Source organism: Bacillus sp. AFS098217 (genome assembly GCF_002551815.1).
Taxonomy (GTDB): Bacteria; Bacillota; Bacilli; order Bacillales; family Bacillaceae_G; genus Bacillus_A.
In genome coordinates, this window is sequence record NZ_NVPR01000089.1 from 1 (window position 1) to 17,283 (window position 17,283).

At 34.3% G+C, this 17,283-nt stretch carries 17 protein-coding genes, 2 pseudogenes and 2 other annotated features; of the genes and pseudogenes, 11 read left to right on the top strand and 8 right to left on the bottom strand.

The window, feature by feature from the left end:
* Positions 1–194: 194 nt before the first annotated feature.
* Positions 195–467 (bottom strand): HU family DNA-binding protein, encoded by a 273-nt coding sequence (locus tag COO03_RS21720; RefSeq protein ID WP_097899135.1) that lies wholly within the window; start codon positions 465–467, stop codon positions 195–197.
* Between the two features lie 211 nt (positions 468–678).
* On the opposite strand from COO03_RS21720, the gene COO03_RS21725 reads away from it, so the two are divergent.
* The gene (locus COO03_RS21725) at positions 679–1,443 is read left to right on the top strand and encodes a DUF3891 family protein (RefSeq protein WP_097899136.1); all 765 of its coding nucleotides are present in this window, start codon (positions 679–681) and stop codon (positions 1,441–1,443) included.
* Positions 1,444–1,537: 94 nt separating this feature from the next.
* The gene (locus COO03_RS21730; RefSeq protein WP_097899137.1) at positions 1,538–2,485 is read left to right on the top strand and encodes an MBL fold metallo-hydrolase; all 948 of its coding nucleotides are present in this window, start codon (positions 1,538–1,540) and stop codon (positions 2,483–2,485) included.
* A 74-nt stretch (positions 2,486–2,559) separates the two neighbouring features.
* Here COO03_RS21730 and COO03_RS21735 read toward each other — a convergent pair.
* The 3 genes and pseudogenes from COO03_RS21735 to COO03_RS21745 all read right to left on the bottom strand — a co-directional run.
* Positions 2,560–2,748: pseudogene (locus tag COO03_RS21735) on the bottom strand (alanine:cation symporter family protein); the annotation flags it as partial.
* 65 nt (positions 2,749–2,813) lie between these two features.
* Positions 2,814–3,398, bottom strand: coding sequence for a hypothetical protein (locus COO03_RS21740; protein ID WP_097899138.1), 585 nt, complete (start codon positions 3,396–3,398; stop codon positions 2,814–2,816).
* Positions 3,399–3,536: 138 nt separating this feature from the next.
* The gene (locus COO03_RS21745) at positions 3,537–4,319 is read right to left on the bottom strand and encodes a hypothetical protein (RefSeq protein WP_097899139.1); all 783 of its coding nucleotides are present in this window, start codon (positions 4,317–4,319) and stop codon (positions 3,537–3,539) included.
* Between the two features lie 154 nt (positions 4,320–4,473).
* Between COO03_RS21745 and COO03_RS27200 the strand changes: the two genes are divergently transcribed.
* The 5 genes from COO03_RS27200 to COO03_RS21770 all read left to right on the top strand — a co-directional run bounded on the left by COO03_RS27200 (position 4,474) and on the right by COO03_RS21770 (position 10,343).
* Positions 4,474–4,653: a hypothetical protein gene (locus tag COO03_RS27200; RefSeq protein ID WP_176524441.1), complete on the top strand. Its 180-nt coding sequence runs from the start codon at positions 4,474–4,476 to the stop codon at positions 4,651–4,653.
* 14 nt (positions 4,654–4,667) lie between these two features.
* The gene (locus COO03_RS21755; RefSeq protein WP_097899140.1) at positions 4,668–5,288 is read left to right on the top strand and encodes a YdbC family protein; all 621 of its coding nucleotides are present in this window, start codon (positions 4,668–4,670) and stop codon (positions 5,286–5,288) included.
* A 282-nt stretch (positions 5,289–5,570) separates the two neighbouring features.
* A complete protein-coding gene (gene rluF / locus COO03_RS21760) occupies positions 5,571–6,278 on the top strand; it encodes a 23S rRNA pseudouridine(2604) synthase RluF (protein WP_141523370.1) in 708 nt (235 codons plus the stop codon).
* Between the two features lie 133 nt (positions 6,279–6,411).
* Positions 6,412–6,640, top strand: a binding site (T-box leader).
* A gap of 42 nt (positions 6,641–6,682) precedes the next feature.
* Positions 6,683–6,912 (top strand) — a binding site (T-box leader).
* Between the two features lie 46 nt (positions 6,913–6,958).
* Positions 6,959–8,884, top strand: a complete 1,926-nt coding sequence (gene thrS / locus COO03_RS21765) for a threonine--tRNA ligase (protein ID WP_097899142.1) — start codon at positions 6,959–6,961, stop codon at positions 8,882–8,884.
* 172 nt (positions 8,885–9,056) lie between these two features.
* Positions 9,057–10,343, top strand: coding sequence for an MFS transporter (locus tag COO03_RS21770; protein ID WP_097899143.1), 1,287 nt, complete (start codon positions 9,057–9,059; stop codon positions 10,341–10,343).
* A gap of 246 nt (positions 10,344–10,589) precedes the next feature.
* Here the strand turns inward: COO03_RS21770 and COO03_RS21775 are convergent, their stop codons facing one another.
* On the bottom strand, positions 10,590–12,290 hold the full coding sequence (locus tag COO03_RS21775) for a pyruvate oxidase (RefSeq protein WP_097899144.1): 1,701 nt from the start codon (positions 12,288–12,290) through the stop codon (positions 10,590–10,592).
* An 83-nt stretch (positions 12,291–12,373) separates the two neighbouring features.
* Positions 12,374–13,111 carry a ZIP family metal transporter gene (locus tag COO03_RS21780; protein ID WP_097899158.1) on the bottom strand — a complete coding sequence of 246 codons (738 nt, stop codon included), beginning with the start codon at positions 13,109–13,111 and terminating at the stop codon, positions 12,374–12,376.
* Between the two features lie 106 nt (positions 13,112–13,217).
* Here COO03_RS21780 and COO03_RS21785 point away from each other — a divergent pair.
* From COO03_RS21785 to COO03_RS21795, 3 genes and pseudogenes are all read left to right on the top strand, one after another.
* Positions 13,218–13,370: pseudogene (locus COO03_RS21785) on the top strand (IS1595 family transposase); the annotation flags it as partial.
* A gap of 112 nt (positions 13,371–13,482) precedes the next feature.
* Positions 13,483–14,019 (top strand): nucleotidyltransferase domain-containing protein, encoded by a 537-nt coding sequence (locus COO03_RS21790; RefSeq protein WP_097899145.1) that lies wholly within the window; start codon positions 13,483–13,485, stop codon positions 14,017–14,019.
* Between the two features lie 168 nt (positions 14,020–14,187).
* Positions 14,188–14,964, top strand: a complete 777-nt coding sequence (locus COO03_RS21795; protein ID WP_097899146.1) for a class I SAM-dependent DNA methyltransferase — start codon at positions 14,188–14,190, stop codon at positions 14,962–14,964.
* Between the two features lie 224 nt (positions 14,965–15,188).
* On the opposite strand, the gene COO03_RS21800 is transcribed toward COO03_RS21795, so the two are convergent.
* Together COO03_RS21800 and COO03_RS21805 are read right to left on the bottom strand one after the other, a co-directional pair.
* On the bottom strand, positions 15,189–15,782 hold the full coding sequence (locus tag COO03_RS21800; protein ID WP_097899147.1) for a DUF2441 domain-containing protein: 594 nt from the start codon (positions 15,780–15,782) through the stop codon (positions 15,189–15,191).
* A gap of 104 nt (positions 15,783–15,886) precedes the next feature.
* Complete coding sequence (locus COO03_RS21805) at positions 15,887–16,294, bottom strand: serine hydrolase domain-containing protein (RefSeq protein ID WP_230322529.1); 408 nt, start codon at positions 16,292–16,294, stop codon at positions 15,887–15,889.
* A gap of 480 nt (positions 16,295–16,774) precedes the next feature.
* On the opposite strand from COO03_RS21805, the gene COO03_RS21810 reads away from it, so the two are divergent.
* On the top strand, positions 16,775–17,128 hold the full coding sequence (locus tag COO03_RS21810; protein ID WP_097899148.1) for a VOC family protein: 354 nt from the start codon (positions 16,775–16,777) through the stop codon (positions 17,126–17,128).
* Positions 17,129–17,283: the final 155 nt, after the last annotated feature.

Here is a 17,283-nt window from a genome sequence, read left to right on the forward strand (position 1 = left end):
GCGAAGATAAAGACCCTGACCGCTTCTATGCATGGCCAGATGCTCTCTCCCACCTAAAAAGAGGGGTTTTATGTCGGTTTGTTAATTGATGTATATATAGTATTTGTGAAAATAAAAGAGACTAGCAAGCTGCCAGTCTCTTTTATTGTGCTATAGAACAGAACTAACGTACATCTTTCATAATATATCTTTTTTTATTTTACAGCTTCTTTTAGTTCTTTCCCTGCTTTAAATGCAGGAACTTTCCCAGCTGCAATTTGGATTTCTTCACCTGTTTGAGGGTTTCGTCCTGTACGAGCTGCTCTTTCACGCACTTCAAACGTTCCGAATCCGATAAGCTGTACTTTGTCACCAGTTTGTAAAGCATTCGTAATTGTATCAAATACAGATTGGACAGCTGCTGAAGCTTCCTTTTGTGAGATATCGGCTGTTTGGGCCACATTTTTAATTAATTCAGTTTTGTTCATTCTTTTCACCTCATAATAAATTATTTTACATGGGTTTGGTAGTATAATGAATAATAGAATAAAGCATGATTCGCTCATATAACAAATTGGTAGAATTACATTGTTACTTAATTTCGGTGAAAGAGGTTAAATCCCTGCAAAATATGGAGGAATTTATTTTCGTTGTTGTATGAGAAGGGTGATATATATAATTGAGGAGGAGTTCATAATTATGATTATTCGTAACAAAAAGGAAGAATTAATACTAATTCGACAACATGATCATGGATTTCTAGCAGGGGAGATTGCAAAGAATATGAAAGGGGATTTATTTGAGGATGGATTCTATCTAAAAGAGTGTATTGCTGCGATTTATGAGCATGATAGGGGCTGGATTGGTTTAGATAAAACGCCCATTTGGAATGATGCTAGGGGTGTACCCTATACTTTTATGGATTGTCCGAGTTCGTTACGCTTTGTTTTTTATACTTTAGGGCTTAACGAGATTGAAAATTCAAACACTTATGGTGCTGTACTTTGCAGTAAGCATTTTATATCATTTCCTCTTAATCAAGAAGATAAGGAAATGGTGGAATTTTATAAGCAGGAACTGAATCGTCAAAAGAGAATTTTGAAAACGCTAACAAAAGAACAGCATACTATGTTTGATATGCACTATAAACTCTTGAAATTTTGTGATGAGTTATCATTATATGCTTGTATGAATGAACCTGGTGTAAAGAAACTAGAAGAAGTGGATTTATTTAAAGAAGGATTTGAAGGAACTGAAATTTTTAACACTATTACCAATAAACCGTTAACAGCTGAGTGGATAGATAAAGAAAAGATTCGAATTACGCCGTTCCCCTTTGAATCAGAATTTAAGACACATGTAAGATATAAATCTATAAAAAAGAATACAATAGAGAAAATGGGTATTGTTAAAGCTGATGAAAAGGCGGAATTTCAAAGACAAGAATTACATTTTGTACAGTAATAATCTATGATGTGTGGTTGTATAAAAAATCATAGAAGGAAATCGAAACTTGATATTTGAATGTATAGAAAATATAAGGAGAGGAAGTGAATATATGTATAAAGAATATGTTAGTGAGCATTTTGTAGTTGAGAAATTAGGAGAAGGTATTTTTGCGGCGATTGCGAAAGATGGAGGAGGCTCCTTAGCTAATGCAGGTTTTATTGATATGGGGAATCAGACCATCATTTTTGATACGTTTAATACACAACAAGCAGCAGTGGATTTAAAAAAGATAGCAGAAGAAATAACGGGACATTCTATATCGTGGGTTATTAATAGCCACTGGCATGGAGACCATATTCGCGGAAATCAAGTCTTTAAAAGTTGTAATATCATATCTAGCCATAAAACATATAAGCAAATGGCAGAAATTCATCCTTTCAGAATTGATAAACAAAAACAAGACATAGAAGGTTTACATAAATATATACATTCCCTACAAGATCAATTTAAGCAAACACATGATGAAGGTTTAAGAAAACAAATTCTATTCTTAAACCAGTTAGCGATTTCATTACCCACACTTCAACTTGTATTACCCCAATATTCTTTTCAAAATGAATTTACTATACATGGTTCGAAGAGAACTGCAAGATTGATTACGTTAGGCGGAGGACATTCCATTTGTGACACAATTCTTTATCTACCAGAAGATCGAGTCTGCTTTATGGGAGATTTATTATTTGTAAAATCGCATCCTACTTTTTTTACGGAATCAAACCTTAAAGAATGGCAGAACATTTTAGAAATGATTGAGGAGTTTGAAATCGATAAGGTAGTACCAGGCCATGGCTCCGTAGGTATAAAATCAGACTTGAGAAAAGTAATAGAGTATATTGAAGAATTAACGTTATTAGTTAAAGAGAGTATAAATATCGATGAGATCCAATGTCCTAGTACTTATAAGAATTGGCATGCTCCTGAGGTTTTTACACAAAATTTACAGCATTTAAAGAAAGTAATGAAATTGCCAGCGGTCCACAATAATGTTACCACATAAAAAATTTATATAAGATTGATAGAAACAAGAGGCATACCATTTCAATATGGGATACCCTTTGTTTTGAAATTTGATTAACCTGCAATCTTTTTATCCGATGCTTTTAACCTCTCTACTTGTAAGAATCGATTTGTTTCAGCGACGACTACACTACTTAATCCAATTAGACCCACTAAGTTTGGAATTGCCATAAGTCCGTTTGCAATGTCTGCAAATGTCCAAACAAGACCTAGTTTTAAGTTTGCACCAATTGCAATCATTATTTATTGGAAAATACTTTTGAACAAAAATTTTATCTCCTAAAGTGGAAGGGGATTATAGCGTGAATTTATTTTTTTGTTATCCCTAATATGTCGTTTAGTTCAGCTAACGTAGATAAAGCCATGACAATATTTTGATCAGCAAGTCCTAAAGATTGCGTCGCATTTTCTAGACTATCTTTTAAAGTCTTCTCATTGTTTAAGCCTTGCGTAACAGAAAGAGCGGCATTTTCCATACAATTTGAAGCGGCTATAAACGCGGTTTTAAAATAATTTATTTTCTGTTTTAGTGCAGGGTCTTTCATTTTTTCTTCAGCTTTAAATGCATCCGTTTTTTTAGAAATTTCGTTGAATTGTTGTGCTATATTATTCATTTTATCTAGTAATTCAGCTGTATGTATGTTACCTGGATTTGAATTTAGTTCAGTCCATGTTGGTAGCCATTCCCGCTCAACGATATGATCGTATTTTGTAGTAAGAAAATCGATTTCAGATTTTAATTCTTGTTGGTAGATTTTTTTATCGATAGGTTCTTTAGCAGTTTTTATTGTTGGCTCATTAACGTAGTGTGACAAAATAATCGCTCCCATGCTCATAATAATCATTATGCCAAGAGATACGAGCCACCATTTTTGATAGAAAAAATTTTTCATTGGATATTTCCTCCTGATATATAAAACATAAGCAGCATTTTTCTATCATAACAAGCTATACATTCAAGGGTTGTCGTATTTTGTCGAAAAAATAAATTTGGATGTCAGGAAAATCTTTGTTTGTATCTTATTTAGTATTCACGATAACAATCCGAGCTCTTTTGCATGTATTGGAGGAAGACTTAATTGTTGAACGAAAAATAAATGAAGTGGGATTTTCTCTTTTATTTCAACCCATTCGTGATAACAGGAAAATAATGCTTGAATATCATTATTAAAATATTGTTCTACTAGTATACGAATCAATTTCGTACTTCGCCAATAATCATAAAAAGCTCCCGCATATGATCCATTTTCTGCAGACTTGCCGAACTCATTTAAAGGGTAATTACTAAATTCAGCTTGATATATGTTAATTAATTCATCTTCTACCTGCATAATTGTTTTAAATTGTTCATGTGACATCATTAGTTTTCTTGGCAAATAAAAGCATACGCCTTCTTCAAACCACATCGATTCTTCATCAATTTCATCAAAATCACTATGGAATTCTTCAGCGTGATGTACAAATTCATGTGCAGCAATAGTTGCGATGTCGAGTATATTAAGTTGCTTATAATATTGCTGAGCTTTTTCAAGTTCTTTTCCGTCAGTCACAGATAAATAGATGTTTTTCCATACATCAATAAGTGGTGTAATATGAATTAAATCACGTGAGGTGTAAGCTGGCATGGGAATATTTGAATAAACTTGTGTTGCAGATTCTAAATCGTGAAATACGATTCCTTTTGGTGGCGAGAGGATTGTAACCTTTTCTTGTAATAAAGGTATGAAGCCTTGTAATTCGTTTAGTAGTTTCAAACCTTCTGCTTCAATCTTTTGAATATGAGTTGAATCAGTTACTGAGAATGCAAGTTTCATTCTTAACATACTCCTTTTATTGGATTATTTAATAAGCATGTTACAAGTGTACCACGATTAGGATATTTTTTAGTTTCTATTCTGAATTTTTTGACTGTAAATCGATTTCTCTATAACATGGAAATAACACTTTATGGAGAAATGAGCTAATCGATTGTCAATTATCAAGAAAATAGGTCGTTTTTTCCCTATAGATGACACTGGATATATAATTTTATTATGTAAACAAATAGGTTCCATATTACATATCCGAGCAGAAGAAAAAGAAGATGTAATTGATGTTTTTGTAGGTGGAGAAGTAACAAGCATTGCAAGAGGGACATGGAGTGTATAGTAAGGGGGAGCCGCATGTTATTAAAAACGATATTTTGTCAGGTAGAAAAAGAGAAAAAGGGTTTGTTTTCAGATGCGCAAGAGAAATGGAGAGGTTTACAAAAGCTAGATGGATTTCGTGGACAGTTCGGGGGTTGGAATGAAGATGAGGCCTGTATATTTACTGTATGGGAAAACATGAATACATATCAAAAATTTATGAATGAAATGCATGATCCAATTTTTCATAATAGTAATCAAAAGGATACGTATTTAACTTGTAAAATAGAGTTATTTCAAACGTTATTTGATATGAAAGCTACTCCATTTACGAATGCACTTGCAAAAAATCTATTTGTCAGAGTAGCAGTTTGTGATGTGAAAAGAGGCAGGGAAGAGAACTTTTTACATATACAAGAAACAATTTGGAATAAAGGAATGGAAAAATCAGAAGGAATGTTAGGCGGCGTTGTAGGAAGATCCCTTAAAAACGCCAATCGCTATGTCGCCCTTTCTTTTTGGAAGAATGAAATGTCACATCAGTGTTATGTGAAAGGAATTTTTCCTGGATTATATGAGTTAGCTAATGTAACCGAGGATGTTGAAAATATAAATGGAAAACAAGTTGCGTGTATAAAAGAATGGTCTGTATATTAATTATAAAAAAAGTGAATAAATGATGTATATCTAGGATAAATGATTTTAGTAGTTATAGTTGTATGAAGTGTGAGTTTAAAAGTAGAAGGCATGCAGTGAATGTCTTATTGATATGTAGTTCAATAAGACGAATTCTTTTCTTTTAAACATGAAAATTATAGAAGACGTCAGATACCCTTTCATGTTAATATATTTAAGTTATATTAGGAGGCTTACCCTTTTGTTATTGTACGGTAGAAGCAGTGTGAGCTTGAAATTTTTAAAGAAAAGGATGTGCCTAACTTGCGTATAAATAAATTTATTAGTGAATCTGGAAAAGCATCTAGACGCGGAGCAGATAAGTTAATTAATGAAAGAAGAGTAATTATTAACGGAAAGGTTGCAAAAATAGGTGACCAAGTACAACCAGGTGATGACGTGCGAGTAAATGGAGAGCAGCTTCGAATTGCTCGAGACCATGTGTATATTGCTTTAAATAAACCAGTAGGTATTACATGTACAAGTGAAAAGGCAGTTAAAGGTAACATTATCGATTTAGTAAATCATCCTTTACGAATTCATCACGTTGGACGTCTTGACAAAGATTCAGACGGTTTAATTTTGTTAACGAATGATGGCGATATTATTAATGAAATTTTACGTGCTGAAAATAAACATGAAAAAGAATATATTGTTTCAGTAGATAAACCGATTACGCCTGAATTTTTAAAACAAATGGCAGCGGGTGTTAAAATTTTAGGAACAAAAACACTTCCTTGTGAAATAACACAGTTATCAAAATATGAATTCCAAATTATTTTAACACAAGGATTGAATCGCCAAATTCGTCGTATGTGTGAAGCTTTAGGTTATCAAGTTTACACATTAAAACGTACGCGAATTATGAATATCCAGTTGAATAATTTACCAGTTGGACAGTGGAGAGATTTAACGAAGAAAGAGAAAAAAAGATTATTTGCAGACTTAAACTACGAACCACAAGATTGGTAAAAAAAGATAGGGGAAATCAAAAAACATGAAAATTGTTTTTGGTTTCCCTTTTTTGATTGAACAAAAAATATTTTTTAACACTTGCAAAAATAAAATGAATAGGATATAGTAAATAACAATTAATGGATGTATTGTAAAAGCAAAGAAAAGGACACGAGTTATTTTAAACGGTTGTACAGAGAGGGAAGGAATGCTGAGAACTTCCTAACGCAGTGAAATAACTTACCACCTTAGAGCTGCACTGGGGAAAATGAAAGTATCTAGTGCCGTGTAAGCGACGTTACTGCAAAAGAAGCCATTGTATTTTTTAGTATGATGGGAATCTGGGTGGAACCACGGATATAAGCATATTCGTCCCTATTATTAGGGATGAGTATGCTTTTTTGTTTTTTAATTTTATATTATGATAAGCAAAGAAAAGGACACGAGTTATTTTAAACGGTTGTACAGAGAGGGAAGAAAATGCTGAGAACTTCCTAACGCAGTGAAATAACTTACCACCTTAGAGCTGCACTGGGGAAAATGAAAGTATCTAGTGCCGTGTAAGCGACGTTACTGCAAAAGAAGCCATTGTATTTTTTAGTATGATGGGAATCTGGGTGGAACCACGGGTAAAAGCACGCTCGTCCCTATTATTAGGGATGAGTGTGCTTTTTTATTTATGAAATGGAGCGATTAAAATGAGAGAACAGATGATTAAAATTATTTTTCCAGATGGTAGTGTAAAGGAATATGTAAAAGGAATTACTCTAGAAGAGATTGCGGCCTCAATTAGCTCTAGTCTAAAAAAGAAAGCAGTAGCAGGAAAAGTGAATGACCAATTATTTGATTTACGCCGAAACATCGAACAGAATGCAGAAATTCAAATTATAACTATGGATTCAGAGGAAGGAATAGAAGTCGCAAGACATACTTCTGCACATATATTAGCGCAGGCTGTTAAAAGAATATATGGTGGTGTAAAACTTGGTGTAGGGCCTGTTATTGAAAATGGATTTTATTATGATATGGATCTTCCAAGTAGTATAGCGGTAGAAGACTTACCTAAAATTGAAAATGAAATGCGAAATATTATAAACGAAAACTTAAAAATAGAGCGAGTTGAAATCACTAGAAAGGAAGCGGAAAAGCTTTTTCAAGATATAAAAGATGATTTAAAATTGGAACTTTTAGAAGCGATTCCTGAGAATGAAGTTGTCACAATTTATAAACAAGGAGAATTTGTTGATTTATGCCGTGGGCCGCATTTACCGTCAACTGGCTACTTGAAAGCATTTCAATTAACACATGTTTCTGGTGCGTATTGGCGAGGGGATAGTAATAATCAAGTACTTCAGCGTATATATGGTGTTGCATTTTCTTCTCAAAAAGAGTTAGAAAACTATTTACAGTTTGTAGAAGAAGCGGCCAAGAGAAATCACCGTAAACTAGGGAACGAACTTGAATTATTTATGTTTTCAGAAGAAGCACCAGGGATGCCTTTTTATTTACCGAAAGGACAAATCATTCGAAATGAATTAGAGTCTTTTTTAAGAGAAATACAACAAAAATACGATTATCAAGAAGTCCGCACTCCTATTATGATGAATCAAGAGCTATGGGAAAAATCAGGACATTGGGATCATTATAAAGATAACATGTATTTTTCAGAGGTAGACCATAAAAGTTTTGCATTAAAGCCGATGAATTGCCCTGGACATATGCTTATCTTTAAAAATAAACTACGCTCATACCGGGATTTGCCAATCCGGATGTGTGAATTTGGTCAAGTACATCGCCACGAATTCAGCGGTGCATTGAACGGATTATTAAGAGTACGTACATTCTGTCAGGATGATGCACATTTATATGTAACACCTGAACAAATAGAAAGTGAAATTAAGTCAGTGTTAAAGCAAATTGATTATGTTTACAGAACATTCGGTTTTGAATATGAAATCGAGCTTTCAACTAGACCGGAAGATTCCATGGGAGATGATGAGCTATGGAACCAAGCTGAATCGGCTCTTGAAAATGTACTGAAATCATTGAATTATAACTATAAAGTGAATGAAGGGGATGGCGCATTTTACGGACCGAAAATTGATTTTCATATTAAAGATGCTTTAAAAAGAAGCCATCAATGCGGAACAGTTCAGCTTGATTTCCAAATGCCAGAGAAATTTGATTTACATTATATTGACGAAAGCAATGAGAAAAGAAGACCAGTTGTGATTCACCGCGCTGTATTAGGTTCTTTTGATCGTTTCTTAGGAATATTAATTGAACACTTTGGAGGAGCATTTCCAACATGGTTGGCTCCCGTTCAAGTAAAGGTAATTCCTGTTTCCACTTTAGTACATGAACAATATACAAAAGAAATTGAAGAAAAGTTAAAACGGGCTGGTATTCGCGTCGAACGAGATATGCGCAGTGAAAAACTAGGTTATAAAATACGAGAAGCACAGCTGAAAAAGATTCCGTACATCCTGGTCATTGGAGATAAAGAAATGGAGAATGGATCTGTAAATGTACGTAAACATGGAGAAGAGAAATCTGAAGTTGTTTCACTAGATAAATTTATGGAATGTGTACAGGATGAACTTTATAATAAATGTTCTAAATAACAAATAGTAAACGTTGCTGCACACCACCTTTCATAAGTGGTGTGCTTTTTACTGCAATAAAAAAATGGCTCACAGTCGTTCTTTGAATCGATAGAGTAATGGAAGGAAAAGATTGGATACTGGTCGAATAAATATGTTATGACTTCCGAGAAATGACAGAATACAAAACATTTTGTCGAAAGAAAGGGTATCGAATATGAAAGAAATGCTACAGTTATTTCGTAACAAAATTTATGCAAGATTTTTTCTAGCAAATATTTTAGAGCGGCTTGGTTCTATGATCGCAGGGATATCTTTAATGTTTTATTTGTTAGATCAATATGGGAAACAGCCTATTTACGCAACGACAACACAGATTATGATGGCATTACCTTCACTTGTTTTTTTCTTAATGGTGGGTACAGTAGTGGATCGGTTTGACCGACAACGTATTTGTACGATAAGTAATATATGTTGCTCTCTCTGTAATATTGGAATTCTAATTTCGCTTTATTACGGAATGATCATACTTGTATTTATCTTTCTATTTTTAGAAAATGCTTGTATTCAGTTTTTCTCTCCATCGGAGCAAGCGATGATACAAGGTGTTGTTCATTCTGATCAATATGGTGCAGCAGCAGGAATTAACCAAATGGTAAATAGTTTGTATGCTTTATTTGGAGTAGGGATAGCGACAATGGTGTACTGGACGTTTGGAATTTACGGCAGTATTCTAGTGAATACTTTAACGTTTATGGCAAGTGGTATTTTAATTCAAACCATTTCAATTCAAGAGAGCGTACGGTTACCGAATGGTAGAACAGAGTGGAAACAAGTGAACGTTAAGATGTTATTGACGGAATTTAAAGAAGGATTGCGGTATATTTATCAAAACGATACGCTCAAAAAGCTACTTCTAGGCTTTATTGTGTTTGGGTTATTAAATGGTGTTTTAAGTGTATCTTCTACATACATACTAAAATATAAACTAGCTCCTGAAACTTATGAAGGACTAGCGATGGTCGGAGGAGTTGTTGGGGGGATAGCCATGCTACTTGGAAGTATCGTGGCAACGAGTATAGGAAAGAAATATACGCCCAAAGCCATTATTGTATTTGGGATGTTGGGTTCGGCAGTATTTTTTGGTATGTGTTATTTTGTAAATCAGGTGTGGTCTTTTTATGTATGTATAGGCTTGGCTACATTCTTTTTACCTTTTATCAATATTGCTGTATCGGGGTGGATGTATGAAATTGTTGATGAGTCGTTTATGGGGCGTGTACAAAGTTTGCTTAGTCCCTTAACAACTGGTTTCCAATTGTTATCGCTTGGAGCGATTGCTATGTTGTTCCCAAGATGGCTTCATGCGGATACTTTGTATCTTATTTTATTTGGTTTATTAATATGTGTCACATGCCTTTACCAAGTCATATTGCCTAGTGGTCAGAAGCAAGTCAAAGGTGTGGTAGAAGAAATGTAAATTTGACTAAAATGTATTTCCAGAATGATGTCGTGCTTTGTGAAATGGTGGTCTTTATTTCTGAATGTTCTTTGTTTTTTGGAGTGAGGGGCTTTTTTACAACAATTTTCAGTGCTTCCTCGTTTGTTCAAAGGTTTACAAATAGCTCTTATCGGTTATGGGAAAATAATTAAATATTTCTGCTAGAAAATATTTAAATAAAAAAGATAGATGGAAACAATCCGTTTTCATCTATCTTTTTTTCTTTTACAAAGGTGGTAAATCGATTTTTCCTTCTTCAAATAACTCTTTTAGCATATGTTTCGTATATCCAGCCGCTTGTCCAAATGTGATTTTTGCAGGCATTGGTGCTTCGTTTGCATCTACTACTACATCAATAATACAAGGTTTATCTTGTTTGACTGCATGTTCAAAAGCAGGGAGCAGTTCATCTATATGTTCTACGCGATAACCTATACCGCCGCATGCTTCTGCATATTTTGCAAAGTTAGGGTTTGTTAAGTCTGTACCAAACTCAATGTTCCCCATTACTTCTTGTTCGAATTTAATCATCGCAATCTTATGATTGTTGAGTACAACGACAACAATTGGTAACTTATATTTGACTGCAGTCACGAAATCGTTCATTGTCATCCCGAATCCACCATCACCGCAAATTGCAAAGACTTGCTTATCAGGAAATGCAATTTGTCCAGCAAGTGCACCAGGTAAACCACAGCCAAGCGTTGCAAGCCAGCTAGAAATGATAAACTGTTGATTTGTCATGCGGAAATGACGTGCTGTCCAAACGGTTACATTTCCTACATCTACTGACAAAATTGCGTCATCATGAGCAACATGCTGCAAGGCATGCATAACTCTTTGAGGTTTAATAGGAGTAGAAGAATCTTCTTCTTGATCATGCAGTTTTTTCTCCCATCTTTTCATTAATTCTTGATGGTGTTTTAGGAATGAGTGATCGCTATGCTTTTCAGTATTTTCTAAAAGCCACTTTAATGTTTTATCGGCGTCACCAGCTAATCCAATATCTGTCGCATAGCGTTTTCCAATTTGAGCAGGATCTGAATCAATATGAAGCGTCTTTGCTTTTTCGGGTAAAAAGCCAGTGAAAGGATAGGAGGTACCGATCATGATTAATGTATCTGCATGCTTCATGGATTCATAAGCAGGTTTTGTCCCAATTAATCCTAAACCACCGATACAAAGAGGGTGTTCATCAGGAATAATTCCTTTAGCCGGGAGCGTTAAAACAATTGGTGCACCAATATGCTCTGCGAATGCAAGTAAAGATTCCTTTGCATGCTTCGCTCCTTTTCCAGCTAAAATAACAGGATTTTTTGCTTCATTTAATGCTAATTTCGCTAAGCTTAAATCTTTTTCTTGTGGAAAGAGTTCTGGTAATGTGAAAGAAGAACTGGTTATACGGGCACCAGCTTCTACTTCAAATTTTGGTACATCATCTGGAATGGTAAGAACAGATACCCCTTTTTTTGTATAAGCCATGCGGATCGCTTGGTTAACTACAGCAGGAAGTTGTTCGGCTGACATAATTCGTTGATTATAAACGGCGACATCATCAAACATTCTTTCTAAGTTTACCTCTTGGAAAAATCCTGTTCCAAGTAAATCTGATTCAACTTGCCCTGTAATAGCTAGAACTGGAGCTTGGTCTAATTTTGCATCATATAATCCGTTTAATAAGTGAATTGCGCCGGGGCCAGCAATAGCCATACAAACTCCAAGTTTACCTGTTAATTTTGCATAAGATGCAGCTGCTAATGCACCAGCTTCTTCATGACGAACTTGAATAAATTTAATTTTATCTTGTTTTTTTCGAAGAGGTTCGATAATAGAATTAATGGAATCCCCAGGCATACCGTAAACGTGGTCAACGCCCCATTCAATTAAAAGATCAACAAGCGCCTCACCTGCTGTTTTACGAAACATAATAGTTCCTCCTTATGTACTAAGATACTATTATATTTTGAAGAAAAAGGTAAAATATACAAATGATAAATAAAAGCTCTATTTTAATGATGACCCGCAAAAACTGTAAAAATTGTTATGAGTAAAAAACCACTTATAGACCAGGAAAGGAAGGGGAGTACTGAAAGATGTTTCTTTGCTTTCCATAGCATTTCATGTATTGTGACATAACCTAACGATCCAATGGCACTGCCCATTATAAGTCCTTGTAAATGAATCGCTTTTCCATCCATCATAATGCCAAAGATGGTACCAGTACCGAGAATAATGGAAAGTAATAAAATTGTTAATAGAAATGAAATATATGTATGTCTTGTAAATAGAAAAGGAATGATTAACGCTAAACCTTCTGGAATATGGTGTATTACGATTGCAAGTAAAAATGGAATTGCAGATTCATTGTGATTTATAAACGCAGATCCTAGCGCAAAACCACTCGGTAAATTATGAATAAAAATAGCAAAAGACAGAAATAAAAAGGTTTGCCATGCTTGCTGGTCTTTTTTATGTATCATAGGGTGATGGAAATAATTATCTAATAAACTCATAATTAGAATACCGATGAAAACTCCAAGTATAGGGCCCATAATTTTATAGTTTGAAAAAGTTTCTGGAATAATTTCAAGCGATAATAAGCCGAGTAAAATACCACCGCATAGTGCATATAAGCGATGCATCTTTTCTTCTATTAGCTGACGTGTCGCAAGCCCAACAGCCCCGCCTAATAACAAGCCGCCAAATGAAAAAAACGTAACGATCATTGGAATCCATAATCGCTCCATATCATCACACTCCATTTTTATAACCTTCATTTTCAGCTTACTATGATAGGAAAGAGATTAGTCCAAATAATTGGGGCCAATTAGTTTGAAGGAATGGATAAACTGATTTAATGGTGTTGCCACAAAATACCTTGACCAGTATTTGGCTTGGTTTCAATTTCTTGACGAAATTAAACATCGAAACACCGATGAAGCCGTTAGTAGAATGATTGTTGAAAGTTGCCAGTTTTCAACAAATGTTACCTATGATAAACTTTAATTATCAGAATTTAATGAATAGAATTATTCAACTAACGGAGCAGGTTAGTTGAATAAGAATGTAGTTATGTAAACTCTCTAATGAATTAAAGAATGGAAGATGGAGGTTTCAAATGCCACACCAAATCTTTGATGGACAAACTGAGTCACAATTAAAGGTATTGAATGAAATTAGTACACTTTCTGAGACCATTGGAATTGAATTCTGGTTGCGTGGAGGATGGGCAATCGATTTTCTGCTTGGCAAGATTACTCGTCCACACGACGATATCGATTTAATAACGTGGATAAAAAATCGGGAACGGTTAGAATTGGAACTGTCAAAACTTGGTTATGAACAGGCATCTGTTAAAGAACAGTTTCGGTCTAGACAGTCTGATTTTCATAAGGATAATGTAGAAATCACATTTGGCTATATAACCCATTCCGAGAATGGAAGCCTTATTATGAATGGATTACCTGAATGGAAATGGCGATCAGATGCATTGTTACCACAAAGCTTTATGTTGCAAGGGATATCAGCTCACGTCTTAAATCCAAAACAACTTTTGGAAGAAAAAGAAGTATATGAACAAATTGGTCGAACACCTCGACTAAAGGACGCAGAAAGCAAAAAGATACTGCGTCGTATAATTTCAGCTTTAAATTAACTGGACTAAGTACTATTCTGTCTTAATTGTAAATGTACTTATAGTAACGGGTGTTTTAATTGAAGAAGTATGGGGAGCCATAGAAAATATGGTTCCCTATAAATTTTGATGTTTTATCAACAATATTATTTAACATAGTTTTAATTTGAAAAATAGGCGGGATGCAATTTGTCAACAAAATGGAGTTTATCAGAATATGAGAATTCAAAGCGGTATGATGTAGAAAATACAAGTTTGTCAGATTTACCTTTTTTACTATCGTGGGCTAAAAAAATTGGAATACAAAATGAATGGATATTGGATATTGCTTGTGGAACAGGTAGAGTGACGATTCCTTTTGCGGAAGAAGGATATCGAATGATTGGAGTAGATATACATGAAGGCATGCTTGAAGAAGCAAAGAGGAAATTTTCAAATTCTACTAAAATAAAATGGTTAAAACAAGATTGTTTGCAGTTACGACTAGAGGAAACAATCCCACTTGCGTATATGGTAGGCCACGGATTTCAACACTTCCTTACAAATGAGCATCAAAATCAATTATTAACATCGATTCATAGTGCTCTTACTGATGAGGGAATATTTATTTTTGATACAAGATTTCCTTCAGCAGAAGAGCTATTACAGCCAGCAACAGAAGAATACTGGAAAACAATTACAGATGAAAAAGGGAGAAAGTGTGATTTGTATACGGAGATGCAATATAATCCAATTACACAAGTTCAGCACTACATAACAACTAGGAAATTTTATGAAGAAGACATTGTGACGGAAGAAATAAAAACAAAGATTGATCTTCGTTATACATATCCCCAGGAATTAGAGCGAACACTTGCGGCTAATGGGTTTCAGTTATTACATATATATAACGATTGGGACGGAAATGAGCCGGGAGAAGACTGTTATTCTATGGTTGTGGTTTGTCGGAAGGTGAAGGGGATTTAAATTTTAGGATTTGAAAAGTGACAAAAATAACCGTTACTATAAAAAAATATCGTTACTATCTCTGTTTGTATATTTATTTGTTTTAAGGAGTAAAAAACATTTAGTTCAGCTCTATTTTATAAAACAGAAGATTGTTTTCCACAAAAAATATGCCTCTGTTAGCAAATAGAGGCATATTTTTTATAATTTTTCTAAGACAGCTGATATATACGATTTTTCTAGAATTAAGCTGAGAAATCATCAATAATTTCTACCACTTCAATTTTTCCGTTAATCAAAAGCTCAGGAAGCTCGTTTTTTACATTACCCTTCCAATATTCTCTAGCTTGTTCAATTTTTTGAGAGAAAGGAACCCCATCTTCCTTTGGTAAAAGGGTTCCATCACCCTCAAAAGAATTTCCAATAACTCGAAGTTTAACAATCTGTAAAACTTTCCGATTGTAAGAATCAAATAATTCTTTCCATTTCAAAGCGTCTTCATAGCTTTTCACAGCGTATAAGCAAGACAATCTTGAAGGGTATTCAGGGTACTCTTGTAGTCTAACCATTTCTACTATCACTTCTCTAACCGCTCTGATTGTTTGGTCTACATACTTAATAACTACTTCAGCATTTTCTTTATTCAGGTTCAAGCCTTCATTTGTATAATGGCTTTGTAAAATCTGAATAAAGTCTTCGCCTTTGGAATTTAATTGTTCTCTCTCAAAAAAGAAGCGATATAAGGTATTGTTTTGGTTCTGATCAAAGCTAATTATCTGCCCAAGACGCATTTTTTTCCTAGTAACAATGTGATAAACGTACAATTCGTTCTCTTTCATGGTCTGCCTCCTATTGGCTATTTCCGTGAATGATTTGCGGCAATCGTTGCAAAAGTAATATTGACGACCTTATTAAGAAGCAACGTTTTTGGTATCGAAATCACTTAGTGTATGTAGTGGTAAGTTGTTAATACAACATAAACCCGCTTCGTGTCCAAGTAGTTGCCGAACTGTGATGTTTTCTTTTCCATTCCATTTACCCCAAATTCGTTCCAATAAGTAGATACTTTTTCGTCGTAATCTATATAACCCATGGAATGAACTAAGGCCAATGCAAGAGCAGCGAATCCTTTTGTTCCGGAAAATATGAGAACCGCTGTATCTTCTTGCCAGAGTTCTTTTGTAAGATGATCACGATATCCACCCCATAGATCAATAACACATTCACCATTGTAATAGATGCAACAAGCTGCACCTAATTCCTCCCGAGTTGTAAAGTTTTCTGTAAATGCATGTTTAACTTTCTCAAATCCAGGTTTGAAGAAACCGTCAATATGAATGGTTTGTTCCATTGTTGTATCCCCTTAGTGTTTAAATTATGACAAATAAAATATTAGTATATATAGTAATACTACACAAAAATATGTAAATCCTTTATGAAATAACATAAGGTTAGTTTTAAAGGGTACGGAGAAATACCAAAAAGTAAGGGTTATTTTAGTCACCAAGATTGAAAATTGAAGAATTTCCAGTAACACTTTATTTTGTAGTAAAAATGAAAAGCGCACCCTGTTTATGCAGGTTTGTGACTCTCGTAGTAACAGTTATTTTTGTAACTGTTCATGATTCATACTTGCTTTGATAAGGTATAATCATATCTTCCAAAAATTATCATTTCCATTTCTCTTTTTGAGGGGTATCAAATGATTAAAGGGAAAATGTGAATACGAGCAGAATGTGTTTTAGGAAACGGTATATATCGCAAACGAGAATAGTAGTCATAAATACAAATAATGTATTTCCAGAGGTGAGTATGGATAAAGAATTACTAAATGCGGTTGAGAAGACAATGGTATCAAACTTTACTTAATAAGGAACCAGATTTCATGCCACATAAGGGATTTGCAGAATGGGAACTTATACCTGGATGTTGGTTACAAGTAACGGAAGGGGTGCCAAGTCGAGGGAGTGGACCGATTCGTTTAGGAGTTATAAATATTGAGGATGAACGGGAAAGACTGAAAGAAGAGTTGGGTATTGAAAATTTTGAAATATATACTCGTATAGAGGTCCCTGTTAAATGGGGAACTTTTGCGGATCCATGGGGGAATCGACTTGGCTTCTTTGAATATCTGGATCAGAATGAACAAAATGAACGTATCAAAACTATTCTGAAGTTAACATAGACATAATAGGTAAAGTTTTATTGAACGCAAAATAATCGATTTTTTTTATAAAAGATTCAATTCATTGATTTGTACCATGAATCAAATAAACCATTTATTAAAAAATGTTTTAGACTATAGAAATAACCTATTAAAAAATAGTTACAGGGATGGAA